The sequence below is a fragment of the Mycobacterium sp. TH-M116 genome, from assembly GCF_057473685.1.
Genome location: NZ_JBYCLC010000288.1, coordinates 1 through 13227, shown reverse-complemented (window position 1 = coordinate 13227; position 13227 = coordinate 1). Strand labels below are relative to the sequence as shown.

Here is a 13227-nt window from a genome sequence, read left to right as displayed (position 1 = left end):
AACCCTCGAGGTAGGTGTTGCGTTCGGAGGTCCGGGCGGAAGCGGTCTGGGGGGACGTCATGGCCGATCTCCTATAACATTGTTATTTCGGCGTTATAGGGACCGTACGCTCCGAGTGGGACGATGACAAGGATGGCTTCGGAGACGATGTCGACGCGGCAGCACAGCGTTCGCGATGTTCGCGGGGAGATGCTGCTCGCCGCCGTCGGCCTACTCGACGAGAACGGGCCCGATGCGCTGCAGACCCGTAAGGTCGCCGGCGCTGCGGGCACCTCGACGATGGCGGTGTACACGCATTTCGGCGGGATGCACGGGCTCATCGCCGCGGTCGCCGAGGAGGGTTTTCGGCAGTTGGATGCCGCGCTGTCGTCGCCGGAGACCGACGACCCGGTCACCGACTTGCTTGCCCTCGGCGCGGCATACCGGCGCTTCGCCATCGGGCGACCGCATCTTTATCGGCTGATGTTCGGCAGCACCAGCGCCCACGGCATCAACGCGCCGGCGGGCAACGTGTTGAGCTTGACGGTCGCCCAGGTCGAACAGCACATTCCGAGCTTCGCGCATCTGGTGCGCGGGGTGCAGCGGTCCATGCGGGCGGGCCGGATCACGTTCGGCTCGGCGGCCGATGATGAGGCAGTCGTTGCCACGGCAGCCCAGTTCTGGGCCTTGTTACACGGGTTCGTACTTCTCGAACTGGGCGGCTTCTACGGTGACGACGGCGCCGCCGTCACGCTGGTGCTTGACTCGATGAGATCAAAACTGCTTGTGGCGCTAGGGGATTCACCCGAGAGGGTGGAGCGCTCGCAACGGTCCGCGATGGGTGCCTGAGCACACGAAACCCCCGGAACATGCGGTTCCGGGGGTTTTCGCGCGGTGACTTACTTGACGGTGACGGTGGCGCCGGCGGCCTCGAGCTTGGCTTTGGCCTCGTCGGCGGCCTCCTTGGCGACCTTCTCCAGCAGCGGCTTGGGCGCGGCGTCGACCAGGTCCTTGGCCTCCTTGAGGCCCAGACCGGAGACGATCTCGCGGACGACCTTGATCACGCCGATCTTCTTCTCGCCGGCACCCTCGAGGATGACGTCGAACTCGGTCTGCTCCTCGGCGGCTTCGGCGGGCGCACCACCGCCGGCCGGGCCTGCCGCGGCGACGGCGACCGGGGCGGCCGCGGTGACCTCGAAGGTCTCCTCGAACTTCTTGACGAAGTCCGACAGTTCCAACAGGGTCATTTCCTTGAACGCGTCGAGCAGTTCGTCGCTGGACATCTTTGCCATGGTGCGGGTCCTTCCTGGTTTCGGTTTGGGGGTTTATTCGGCTTCGGCCGGGGCCTCAGAAGATTCCGTGGGGGCTTCCGAAGCTGATGGTGACGCCGGTGCCGCAGCCGGCTCGGCAGCCGACTGCGAGGCCTTCTTCTCCTGCAGCGCCGCCGCGAGCCGGGCGATCTGCGAGGCCGGCGCGTTGAACAGTCCGGCCGCCTTGGCGAGGTTGCCCTTCATGGCGCCGGCCAGCTTGGCCAGCAACACCTCGCGGGACTCGAGATCGGCGATGCGCTCGACTTCGGCGACCGTCAGCGCGCGGCCGTCCATGTAGCCGCCCTTGATGACCAACGCCTTGTGTTCCTTGGCGAAAGTCTTGATGGCCTTGGCGGCGTCGACGGGTTCGCCGGTGACGAACGCGATAGCCGTCGGGCCTACGAAGAGCTCGTCGAGACCCTCGATCCCAGCCTCCGACGCAGCCCTCTTGATCAGCGTGTTCTTCGCGACCGAATAGGTGCTCGACGCGCCCAGCGACCGGCGCAGCTCGGCCAGGTTGGCCACCGTCAAACCGCGGTATTCGGTGATCAGGGTAGCTGTCGAGCCCTTGAAGTGCTCGACGATGTCTGCAACGGCGGTGGCCTTGTCAGCCCTGGCCATGCATACCTCCTGGTGTGATCGTGTCCCTGGTGATCCACCAGAAGAACGACGAACGCCCCGGCGCAGCAGCGGCCGGGGCGTCACGTGTGCACCGGCGATCGCCGGCGATGATGCCTCGTCCCCCCTGCGCGGGCCGCCGGGATGCTCCCGGGCCTTCGACCGATTTCTCGGTGACCGACGGTCTTCGGTGGATCGGCCATCAGGATAGCCCGATCACCCGCTGTCGGCCAAAACGGGCGCGATGGGCCGAGCCGATCCGCGCCCACGAAGGCCGGGTGAGCGTTCAGGGCGTCGAGAGTGAAGCCAGGGCGTCGAGAGTGAAGCCAGGGCGGCGACACGCCGAGGGCCGCCGCCCTGAGTTCACAACGAAACTCACCCCGCGGCGTAGGGCCGTTCCAGCGTGGCGAGCCTGGCAGCGCCGACCAGGCCGGCCTCCCCACCCAGCTCCGCGGGCACCACCCGCAGGCGGGCCAGGAACTCCAGCCCGGTGTAGTCGGCCAGCGCCGCACGCAACGGGTCGAACAGCAGGGGACCCGACCTCGCGACCCCTCCCCCGACGACGACGAGGTCCAGGTCGCACACCGCGGCCACCGAGGCGATGACCGCAGCCAGTGCGGTGGCGCCCCTGCGAAATGCCCGCTGCGCCACCGGGTCCCCGGCCGCTGCCGCGGCGGCGAGGCCCCGCGCGCCGGTACCGGGCGGCGCGGGCCAGCCGTGTGTCCGCGCCCAGCGCACCATCGAGGGTCCTGACGCCACGGTCTCGACGCAGCCGTGGCCGCCGCACGTGCAGGACCGCCCGTGCTGTTCGACCACCACGTGGCCGACGTGTCCGGCATTACCGGTGCGTCCGACGTAGGGCATGCCGCCGAGCACCAGTCCGCCGCCCACGCCGGTGGAAACCACCATGCCCAGCATGAAACGCGCGCCACGCCCCGCACCCCGCCAGTGCTCGCCCAGGGCCATGCAGATGCCGTCGCCGCCCAACCGCACCCGCGCGCCAGGGATTCCGGGCAGCAGGGCCGCGACCCTGTCGCGTAGCGGGAACCGCTCCCAGCACGTGATGTTGATGGGGCTGACGGTTCCGCGGTCCAGGTCGACGGGGCCGGCCGACGCGATGCCGACGGCGCCGACGGGAGCGTCGGCCACGCGCTGCACGTCGGCGATCGCCGCGGCGACGGCGCCCCACACGCCTTCGGCGACACCGTCGGTGGGGGTGGGGCGCACCGCGGTGTGCACCAGCGCGCCGGTGGCATCGGCCAGTCCGGCGGCGATCTTGGTGCCCCCGATGTCCAGGCAGAGGGTGTACATGGCGCTCAATGCCGGTGGGTGTTGTCGGGTTGGCGCGGATCCCCGGGATGCTCGTACCCGGGGCCCAGCCGGACCAGCGCCGCCCGCCGTTCGTCCAGCCAGATCCGGAAGGCGCGGCGCCACGCGGCGCCCAGCAGATGCTCGTTTATCGCGCACCGCACCTGCGCCAGCGGCGGCGCGGACCGCCGCGGGGCCCGCCAGCCGTGCCGGGCGGGAGCCGGCGCGGCGAACCGGAGCGGATTACGCAGGTGGTAGGCGGCGACATCGTCGTCGGTCACCGCGACCCCGCCGGTGACCGCGGCGAACAGCGCCCGGGCGCGCGGATCGGCCAGCACCGCGGCGGCGACGCTGCCGATCTCGAGGCGGGCCGTGGCGTCGGGCAGCAGCTCGGCCTCGGTCGGGCCGCTGCCCGCGTCGAGCCCGCGCGCGGCCGCCTCGGCGGCGACCACCCGCTCGGTGACGATCAGCTGGGTCAGCCAGCGCCGCAGTTGGCGTCCCTCCCCGGTGCCGGCCGCGGGCAGCGCCGCCGCCAGCGGACCGCCACGCAACCGCGCCTCGGCCGCGTCGACCTCGGCGAGCGTGACGGGCGTGCCCGCGACGGTGGCGACCGGATGGCTGCTCATGTCACGGTCACCTGCACTGCGGGCGAGTAGACCAGCCGCCCGGCACAGCCCACCCGGACCAGGGCCCACCAGCGGCCCGGCTCCAACCACGCCGGCGGGGTCACCTCGAAGCCCAGCTCGACCGTGCCGCCGGCGGGCAGCACCGCGCCGCGCGCGGCCGGGCCCATCCACTCCCAGGTGCCCCACGGGCTGATCAGATGCGCCTCCAGCGCCACGTCGGCCCGGGCGTGCGTACCGACCCGGGCGGCCAGCCGGGCCGCGTCGCCGGCGCGCAGCGTGACGTCGACGGGCCCCTCGACGAAGTAGGCCAGTCCGCCGGGATCGACGTCGCCGCCCACCGCCACCACGCACACATCCTCGACCACCTGGCACCACGCGGCGGGGATTTCGCCGCCGCCCAGGCGCAGCTGCGCGCGGACGGGATAGAGCCCGGGTCGTGCGTCGGCCGGGATTGCCACCGTCACGTCGGCTTCCCGGTGCCCGCCGGGGTCCAGCGCCACCGGCAGCGAGCCCGGGGTGGCCGACCAGCCGTCCGGGCACACCATCCTCACCGCGCCGCCCAGCGCGGAGTCGCTGCAGTCACTGGCCGCGGTCAGCCGCAACACCACCTCGGTGCCGGGTTCGGCGGACACGCGCGCGGGGTGCAGGTGGGCGACCGCGGGCAACCCACCGAGCGGCGCCGGCCCCCGGTTGTGCAGCCAGTAGCGCGCGTAGAGCGGCTGGGCTGCCTCGGCCTGCGGCGCCAGCTCGACGGATTCCGTCGTCGCCCTCGGTGTTTGCAGCCTTGCCAGCACGGTGGCCACCTGATAGCCGTGCAGGTGTACCGCGTCGATGGGCTCGCCCGCCTGTTCAAGCAGGTCGGCGTCGCGCAGGCCGGTGATCGCGGCGGTCGACGAGCCCAGCACCACGCGGGTCGGCGCCCCCGTCGTCTGCACCAACCGCAGCGCCACCGCGCCGGGGTCGACCGGCCGGGCGCTGCCGGCCGCCAGCGGGTTGCCCGCCGCCTTGAGAGCCGCCACCGCGACCGCGTCGGCGGGCTCGGCGTGCATCAGCGACCCGACCGGCGGCAGCGGCGGGTGCCGGCCGGGGACGACGACGGCGTGCAACGGGTGGGTGAACTCCGCGCTGCGCGCCGGGATCCCGGCGCGCCGCCAGTCACCGTCGCCGCAGGCCAGCGCATAGTCAAAGTTGTGCGTCCAGTGCTGAAGCTGGAAGTTCGAGCCGTCGGGGGCGGTGCGGCGCGGCTCGTCGATCCAGACGCCCGACGGCCAGCCGGTGCAGGACCGCAGCAGCGCGGTGTGCAGCGTGCCGCCGGCATCGACGGCGAAGCTGGGCACCCCGCGGTTGAGCAGCGCGACCGTGCGGTCTTCGCAGGGACCCATCCCCGACGGCGCCCGCTGCGTCACGCATACCTCGGCGTCGGCGAGGTCCTCGGCCACCGCCGCGATCTCGGCGCGCAGGTTTTCCTCGTCGCGGCCGGCGATCACCAGTACGGGCAACGCCCGCGGCGGGCGCAGGTCGGCGCCGGGCACCCAGACCGCCGCCAGCGGGGCCGCTGCCGGCACCCACACCCTGGCCCGGCCGGTCGCGGCCAGTTGCCGGCCGAGTTCGCGCGCGTACAACGGGTCAGCTTGCGCGAGAACGGCTTCGGTGAAAACGTTGCCGGTCGGCCCGCCCAGCGCGATCCGCACGTCGGGCAGGTTGGAGTCGACGTCGAGGTGGCCGTAGCGCGGCTTGCCGGCGCCGCTGCAGGTGGCCGTGACACCGGCGCGGACCAGCGCCACCATCAGCTCGCGCGCCAGCGGTCCGGAGACCGTCTCGTCCGGTGACACCACCTCGGCCACCGACACCGCCCGGGCGTCGTCCCCGACGCGCACCCGGGCCGTGGACGACAGCCCGAACCAGCCGTAGGCCGGGTTGTCCAGGGTCCACAGATGCTGTGCGGTGTCCACCGAGCGCTCGCCGTCGTGCAGCAGGGCGAAACCCCGCCCGATGACGGCGTCCCCCACCTCACTGACCGGCATGGCACCGGGCACCGGGCACGGCCAGCGCAGGCGCACCAGGCGGTCGGCGCAGGTGAAATCCTCGACGGTGGTGCGGCAGTCCACCCGCGCCACGCCGCGCCACAGCGTCACGGTCTGGGTGTAGCGCAGCAGCACGCCGACGCGGCCTTGGACGACCAGCCGCTGACCGAGCGGGCCGCGGTAGGCCTGCACCCGCGCGGGGAAATCCGCCGAACCCACCACCGGCCCCTTGGGCAGCAGGTGCCAGGGCCCCTCGCCCTGCGTCGGGTGCGACGGGTACTCCTCGTAAACGGCCAGCTCGTTGCCCACCCGGTCGTCGGCGATCAGCTGCCGCGCCCCGTGCCACAGCGCCGCCACGCCCCCGCCGCGCGCCGGGTCGACCGCCAGCCGGTAGTGCTCGTTGGCGATCTCGCATCCGGGCACCGGCGCCCAGCCGGTGGGTGCCTCCGCGGGGATCAGACGGTAGGCGCACCAGCCCAGCGACGGCACGTCGCGGGCCAGCCAGGTGACCGACCGGCCGCCGTGCTCGACGAGGGCGGGCACCTCGGCACCGTCGGCGTCGACCACCCGCACCCCCGGCCCGGCGCCGGGTTCGAGCCGGGCAGTGACGACGTCGGTGCGCCGCCGGGCCAGCGGGTTCCACACGGTCACGTCCCCGGCCACCGCCTCGGAGAGCAACGTCAGCGAGTTGTCGCGGGCCGCGCGGCCCAGTTCCCACGCGTCGCGCCACCCGGTCAACAGGTCCAGATAGACCTGGTCGGACTCCGAACCGGTGATCGCGTCGTGGTGCGCCCCGTAGGCCAGCTGCACCCACGCCTTGGACAGCGCGGCCTGGGGATATTCGGCGCCGGTCATCAGCGCGGCGAAGACGGCGAAGCGCTCGGCCTCCAACACCGCGTTCTCGGCGGCCCGGTTGGCCTGTTTGGTGTCGATGTAGGACACGTCCTTGCCGGTGTAGATCGGGTTCATGTCGCGGGTCTGCGGCGAGGGCGCACACCCGCGCCCGGCCAGTTCGGCGCGCACCGCGGCGAAGAACTGCCGCGGCAACGCGCACACGAAACGCGGCCAGGTGTAGCGGGCGGCCCAGTCCCGGTGGATCGCGGTGACCCACGTGTTCGGCGGCGTGTAATCGGTGCCGACGGGCAGCAGCACGTTGCGGGTCAAAGCGACCCGCTTGAGTTGTGCGAACAGCGCGTAGGTGGCGTCCTCGGCCTCGGCGAGCGTGGCCGAGGAGTCCATCCACCAGCCCGCCGAATAATGCGCGGGCATGTAGTGGGTGAGCAGGCCGCGACCGGACGGGGAGATCCACTCGAATTCGCTGCTGAACTGCATGCGGTCCACGCCGCCGGCTTCGTCCCCGCCCCGGCCCGGGCCCCACTGGTGGTGCGGACCGCGCGCCCACGAACTCGACGTCAGGCCGGCGTCGGCGGCCAGTCCGGGAAACTGCGGGTCGTGGCCGAACACGTCGAGCTGCCACGCGGTGGCCGGGTCGGCGCCCAGGACAGTGCGCTGAAAGCCCATGCCGTGCACCAGGTTGCGGATCGTCGTCTCCGGGCTGGTGAGGTTGGTGTTGGGTTCGTTGTAGGTGCCGCCCATCACCTCGATGCGGCCCTCGGCCAACAGCCGGCGCAGGTCGGCGCGGTCCTCGGGGCGCGTGTCCCAGTACGGCTTGAGGTAGTCCACCTCGGCCAGCACGAACGTGTAGTCGGGGTCGCGGCGGGCCATCTCCAGGTGGGCGTGGACCAGCGCGAAGCCGTTGGCCTGCCGCGCCCGCCCGGGCGGGTGCTCGGTCCACTCGCTGGTGTAGGCGCCCTGGGTGTTCCACCAGACCGGGTCGTAGTGGAAGTGGCTGACCATGAACATCGTCCAGCCGGGCTCGGCCGTGACGAAGTCGAACGGCGTGACCCCGTTGCCGGCATGCACCCGCGCGGACCGTCGCTCGCCGACGGCGGGCCGGCGCACCGCGACCGGGACCTCGACGCTGTGCCGGCCGGCCTCGGCGACGGCTTCCCCGGCCAGCCCGTCGCCGTCGATGCGGACCGGCGTCGCCTCCCTGCATCCCGAGACACCGACCCGCACCAACTGCAGCGGCGCGTCCGGGGGCCCGACGAACAATTCGGTCGCATCGGCCGAAACCACCTGCATGCCCGCACCTTACGGGGAAGGATCGACCCATGCCCGCACTCGCCCCGCCGGTGGCCGACGAACGAAGCGCCCTGCGCGAATTCATGGCTTTCCACCAGAGCGCCTACTTCGCCGTGTCCCACGGCCTCACCGACGAGCAGGCCCGGTCCACACCGTCGGTCAGCGCCCTGTCGATCGGCGGGCTGGTCAAGCACGCCACCGGCATGCAGCGCAGCTGGATGGCCCGCGCCGCCGCCGCGCCCGGGGCGCCGCCGAAGGACACCCGGCCGTTCCAGGAGATCGCGGCGGAGTTCGCCGACCAGCACGTGATGCGGCCCGACGAGACACTGGCCGATCTGCAGGACGCATTCGAAGCGCAGAACGAGACGTCGCTGCGGCTGGTCGAGACCGCGGACCTCGACGCCGCCGTGCCCGTCCCGCGGGACATCCCGTGGTTCCCCAAGGACCAGCAGGCCTGGACGGTGCGCTGGGTGATCCTGCATGTGATCAACGAGCTGGCCCGGCACGCCGGGCACGCCGACATCGTTCGCGAAACCATCGACGGGGCCACCATGTACGAGCTGATCGCCGCGCGGGAGGGTTGGGAGATCCAGGGCTGGGTCACGCCGTGGTCGAAGCCCTGAGGCGGTGAGCGGCCGCCGCGTCAAGATTGGGACGTGACACCGCCGGTTTGGCAGACTGCTGGAATGAGCTCCACCAAGCACAAAGAGGTCGCCAGGCTCGACCGGGTGCCGCTGCCGGCCGAAGCGGCCCGCGTAGCCGCCACCGGCTGGCAAGTCACCCGCGCCGCCGCCCGTGTCCTCACCACGCTGCCGGGCCGGGGGCCGTGGCAGCAGAAGGTGATCACGCAGCTCCCGCAGACCTTCGCCGACCTGGGCCCGACATACGTGAAGTTCGGGCAGATCATCGCGTCCAGCCCCGGCGCGTTCGGCGAATCGCTGTCGCGGGAGTTCCGGGGCCTCCTGGACCGGGTGCCCCCCGCCGACAGCACGCAGGTGCACAAGCTCTTCGTCGAGGAACTCGGCCATGAGCCCGCCGAGCTGTTCGCCACCTTCGAGGAGGAGCCGTTCGCGTCGGCATCCATCGCGCAGGTGCACTACGCGACCCTGCACACCGGTGAGGATGTCGTCGTCAAGATCCAGCGACCGGGCATCCGCCGCCGGGTGGCGGCCGACCTGCAGATCCTCAAACGCTTCGCCCAGGCCGTCGAGCTGGCCAAGCTGGGCCGCCGGCTCTCCGCGCAGGACGTGGTCGCCGACTTCTCCGACAACCTGGCCGAAGAGCTGAACTTCCGCCTGGAGGCTCAGTCGATGGAGGCCTGGGTCTCACACCTGCACGCCTCGCCGCTGGGTCAGGGCATCCGGGTCCCCGAGGTGTACTGGGACTTCACCTCCGACCGGGTGCTGACGATGGAGCGGGTGGGAGGCATCCGCATCGACGACGCCGCCGCCATCGACAAGGCCGGATTCGACGGGACCGAGCTGGTCAAGGCACTGCTGTTCAGTCTGTTCGAGGGTGGGCTGAGGCACGGGCTGTTCCACGGCGACCTGCACGCTGGCAACCTCTGTGTCGACGGCAAAGGCCGGATCGTATTCTTCGACTTCGGGATCATGGGCCGCATCGACCCTCGCACCCGCTGGCTGTTGCGCGAGCTGGTGTACGCGCTGCTGGTGAAGAAGGACCACGCGGCGGCCGGCAAGATCGTCGTACTGATGGGCGCCGTGGGCACCATGAAGCCGGAGGCCGAGGCCGCCAAGGACCTGGAGCGCTTCGCCACCCCGCTGACCATGCAGACCCTCGGCGACCTGTCGTACGCCGACATCGGCCGGCAGCTCTCGGCGCTGGCCGACGCCTACGACGTCAAGCTGCCGCGCGAGCTGGTGCTGATCGGCAAGCAGTTCCTCTACGTCGAGCGGTACATGAAGTTGCTGGCGCCGAAATGGCAGATGATGTCCGATCCGCAGTTGACGGGATACTTCGCCAACTTCATGGTCGAGGTCAGCCGCGAGCACTCCTCCGATGTCGAGGCCTGAGGGGTCCATGCCTGAGGGGTCCATGCCTGAGGGGTCCATGCCTGAGGGGTCCATGCAGATACGTAGTGGGTACGCCGTCTCGCCCACTCCGGACGGCGACCTCAAGCTCTACTACGAGGACATGGGCGACACCACCCATCCGCCGGTGCTGCTGATCATGGGGCTGGGCGCCCAGCTGCTGCTGTGGCGGAGCGCCTTCTGCGAGAAACTCGTCGGGCACGGGCTGCGGGTCATCCGCTACGACAACCGCGACGTCGGCCTGTCCAGCAAGACCGGGCATCGCGACTCCGGGCAGCCGCTTCCGGTCCGGTTGGCGCGATTCTGGTGCGGTCTGGGCAGCAACGCGGCCTACACGCTGGAGGACATGGCCGGCGACGCCGCCGCGGTGCTCGATCACCTCGGCATCGAGCACGCCCACGTCGTGGGCGCGTCGATGGGCGGCATGATCGCCCAGGTCTTCGCGGGGCGGTACCCCGAACGGACCAGGACGCTGGGAATCCTGTTCTCCAGCAACAACCGCCCGTTCCTGCCGCCGCCGGCCCCGCGCGCGTTGCTGGCGCTCCTCAAGGGACCGCCGCCGGGCTCGCCGCGCGAGGTGATCATCGACAACGCCGTGCGCGTCACCAACATCATCGGCAGCCCGCGCTACCGCGCGGCCGAGGAGCAGGTCCGCGCCGAGGCCGCCGAGGGCTACGACCGCAACTACCACCCGCAAGGGTTCGCCCGGCACTTCAGCGCGATCCTGGGAACCGGCAGCCTCTCGCGGTACAACCGGCGCATCGCCGCCCCGACCGTGGTGATCCACGGCCGGGCCGACACACTGATGCGCCCCTCCGGCGGTCGCGCCGTTGCGCGCGCCGTGCGTGGCGCTCGACTATTCTTGTTCGAAGGCATGGGCCACGACCTGCCTCACCAATTGTGGGATCAGCTGATCGACGTGCTGACGAGCAATTTCGCCGAGACCCACTGAGGACGGTCGATCCGGCTTTTGCGGATTGAAAGCGATTTTCGTGGGGAACGCTGAAAGGGCCACGAGCGCTGCGTTGGAAGGATCCTTGATCACAATGAGCGACCTGAAACCTCATTACGAAGAGTCGCAAGCGACGTACGACATCTCCGACGACTTCTTCGCGTTGTTCCTCGACCCCAACATGGTCTACACCTGCGCCTACTTCGAGCGCGACGACATGACGCTGGAAGAGGCGCAGCTGGCGAAGCTGGACCTGGGGCTGGACAAGCTGAAGCTCGAGCCGGGGATGACGCTGCTCGACGTCGGATGCGGCTGGGGCGGGGCCGTGGTCCGAGCCCTCGAGAAATACGACGTCGACGTCATCGGGATCACGCTCAGCCGAAACCACTACGCGCGCACCAAAGCCAGGCTCGACGCCATCCCGACGACCCGGCGGGCCGAGGCCCGGCTGCAGGGTTGGGAGGAGTTCGACGAACCCGTGGATCGGATCATCAGCTTCGAGGCGTTCGACGCGTTCACGAAAGAGCGCTGGCCCGTGTTCTGGGACTGGGCCTACAAGACGCTCCCCGACGACAGCCGGATGCTGATGCACAGCCTCTTCACCTACCCGCAGTCGGAATGGAAGGATCGCGGCATCCCGATCACGATGACGGATCTGCGTTTCTTCCACTTCCTCGGCAAGGAGATCTTTCCCGGTGGCCAGATGTGCGGCGAATCCGACATCGTCGACAACGCACACCACAGCGGGTTCTCCCTCGAGCAGGTCCAATACCTGCAGCCCCATTACACCCGGACCCTCGACATGTGGGCGGCCAACCTCGAGGCCAACCGCGACCGCGCCATCGCCATCCAGTCCGAAGAGGTCTACGACCGCTTCATGCGCTATCTCACCGGCTGCGCGGGCCTGTTCCGCAAGGGCATCTCCAACGTCGCGCAGTACACGCTGACGAAATAGCCAGCACGTGCGTCACCGCCCGATCGGCCGCCCGACACCCCGAACAGTGACGCACCTCAACCTCATGCCTCCCGTCACCTGCGCGGCGAGCGGCAGGTTTGCCGATACACTTTTGCCGCGTAGCGAATACCCGCGCCCGGATATGGGCCGCAGCGTCACGAATTGATTTTCACGAAAGAACGGCCTCGCAGCATGGACCACCTTTTCGACGTCGTCATCGTTGGCGCCGGTTTCGGCGGCATCGGCGCCGCGATCCAGCTCAAACGGCTCGGATACGACAACATTGCCATTCTCGACCGCGAAGACGACCTCGGCGGCACCTGGTACGTCAACCGATATCCGGGGCTTGCCGTCGATGTTCCGGGCACCACCTACTCGTACTGGTTCGAGCCCAACCCGTACTGGTCTCGCCTGTTCCCTCCCGGCGACGAGCTGAGGCACTATGCCCACGACGTCGCCGACAAATACGACGTGCGCCGCCACATGCGGTTCGACACGACGGTCGAAAGTGCGCGCTGGGACGAAGACGCTCATGTGTGGCGGGTGACGCTGGCCGGCGGCGAAACCCTGACGACACGCTTTCTGATCACCGCGACCGGCTTCCTGTCACAGCCGCGCACACCGCAGATTCCCGGTATCGAAAGTTTCGCCGGGAAGATCGTCCACACCACGGCGTGGGATCACAGCCACGACTTCGGGGAACGGCGCGTCGCGATGATCGGAACCGGGGCGACTGCCGTGCAGTTGATTCCCGAACTGGCCGAGCGGGTCTCCGAGCTCACCGTCTACCAGCGCACCGCGATCCATGTGGTGCCCAAGATCGACTTCGCGATCCCGGCCTGGCTGCAACGGGTATTCGCCCGGATACCCTTCGTGCAGCGAGTCCTCCGGCAGGTGACCGACACCGTTTTCGACGTGATACTCGACGGCGCGCTGCATTACCGCGGTTTGCGGCGGCTGAGCATCGCCGCCTCGGATCTCTCCAAGATCAACCGCTTCATCGCGATCCGCGACAAGCAGTTGCGCCGCAAGCTGACACCCGATTACGACTTCGGCTGCAAACGCCCCACCTGGTCCAACAGCTATTACCGCACCTTCGCCAAGCCGCACGTGCACCTGGAGACCAACCGCATCGAGCGGATCGAGCCCGACGGTATCGTCACCGCCGACGGGCACAAGACCGTCATCGACACGTTGGTGCTGGCCACCGGTTTCGACCTCTGGGACGCCAATTTCCCGGCGTTCGAGGTGATCGGGCG

Annotated in this window: 11 protein-coding genes; 6 read left to right on the top strand and 5 right to left on the bottom strand. The window is 70.1% G+C overall.

Annotation, left to right across the window (positions count from 1 at the left end; all coding sequences use genetic code 11):
• The first annotated feature begins 123 nt into the window (after positions 1 to 123).
• Positions 124 to 828, top strand: a complete 705-nt coding sequence (locus AC2VOK_RS14985; RefSeq protein ID WP_428901191.1) for a TetR/AcrR family transcriptional regulator — start codon at positions 124 to 126, stop codon at positions 826 to 828.
• A gap of 50 nt (positions 829 to 878) precedes the next feature.
• Here AC2VOK_RS14985 and rplL read toward each other — a convergent pair whose 3' ends face one another.
• The 5 genes from rplL to AC2VOK_RS14960 all read right to left on the bottom strand — a co-directional run bounded on the left by rplL (position 879) and on the right by AC2VOK_RS14960 (position 8010).
• Positions 879 to 1271 (bottom strand): 50S ribosomal protein L7/L12, encoded by a 393-nt coding sequence (gene rplL, locus AC2VOK_RS14980; protein ID WP_428901190.1) that lies wholly within the window; start codon positions 1269 to 1271, stop codon positions 879 to 881.
• Between the two features lie 33 nt (positions 1272 to 1304).
• The gene (gene rplJ, locus AC2VOK_RS14975; RefSeq protein ID WP_428901189.1) at positions 1305 to 1910 is read right to left on the bottom strand and encodes a 50S ribosomal protein L10; all 606 of its coding nucleotides are present in this window, start codon (positions 1908 to 1910) and stop codon (positions 1305 to 1307) included.
• A gap of 372 nt (positions 1911 to 2282) precedes the next feature.
• Entirely contained in the window at positions 2283 to 3218 is a 936-nt protein-coding gene (locus AC2VOK_RS14970; RefSeq protein ID WP_428901188.1) for an ROK family protein, read from the bottom strand.
• Positions 3219 to 3223: 5 nt separating this feature from the next.
• Entirely contained in the window at positions 3224 to 3841 is a 618-nt protein-coding gene (locus AC2VOK_RS14965; protein WP_428901187.1) for a DUF7158 domain-containing protein, read from the bottom strand.
• A complete protein-coding gene (locus AC2VOK_RS14960) occupies positions 3838 to 8010 on the bottom strand; it encodes a glycoside hydrolase family 38 N-terminal domain-containing protein (protein WP_428901186.1) in 4173 nt (1390 codons plus the stop codon). The genes AC2VOK_RS14965 and AC2VOK_RS14960 overlap by 4 nt, the downstream gene beginning before the upstream one ends.
• Positions 8011 to 8060: 50 nt before the next feature.
• Between AC2VOK_RS14960 and AC2VOK_RS14955 the strand changes: the two genes are divergently transcribed.
• From AC2VOK_RS14955 to AC2VOK_RS14935, 5 genes are all read left to right on the top strand, one after another.
• Positions 8061 to 8633 carry a DinB family protein gene (locus AC2VOK_RS14955; protein ID WP_428901192.1) on the top strand — a complete coding sequence of 191 codons (573 nt, stop codon included), beginning with the start codon at positions 8061 to 8063 and terminating at the stop codon, positions 8631 to 8633.
• 63 nt (positions 8634 to 8696) lie between these two features.
• Positions 8697 to 10043 (top strand): ABC1 kinase family protein, encoded by a 1347-nt coding sequence (locus AC2VOK_RS14950; protein ID WP_428901185.1) that lies wholly within the window; start codon positions 8697 to 8699, stop codon positions 10041 to 10043.
• 52 nt (positions 10044 to 10095) lie between these two features.
• Positions 10096 to 11013, top strand: a complete 918-nt coding sequence (locus AC2VOK_RS14945) for an alpha/beta fold hydrolase (protein WP_428901184.1) — start codon at positions 10096 to 10098, stop codon at positions 11011 to 11013.
• A gap of 94 nt (positions 11014 to 11107) precedes the next feature.
• Positions 11108 to 11968 (top strand): cyclopropane mycolic acid synthase family methyltransferase, encoded by an 861-nt coding sequence (locus tag AC2VOK_RS14940; protein ID WP_428901183.1) that lies wholly within the window; start codon positions 11108 to 11110, stop codon positions 11966 to 11968.
• A 192-nt stretch (positions 11969 to 12160) separates the two neighbouring features.
• Positions 12161 to 13227: flavin-containing monooxygenase (locus tag AC2VOK_RS14935; protein WP_428901182.1), on the top strand; the 1067-nt coding region annotated here is incomplete at its 3' end.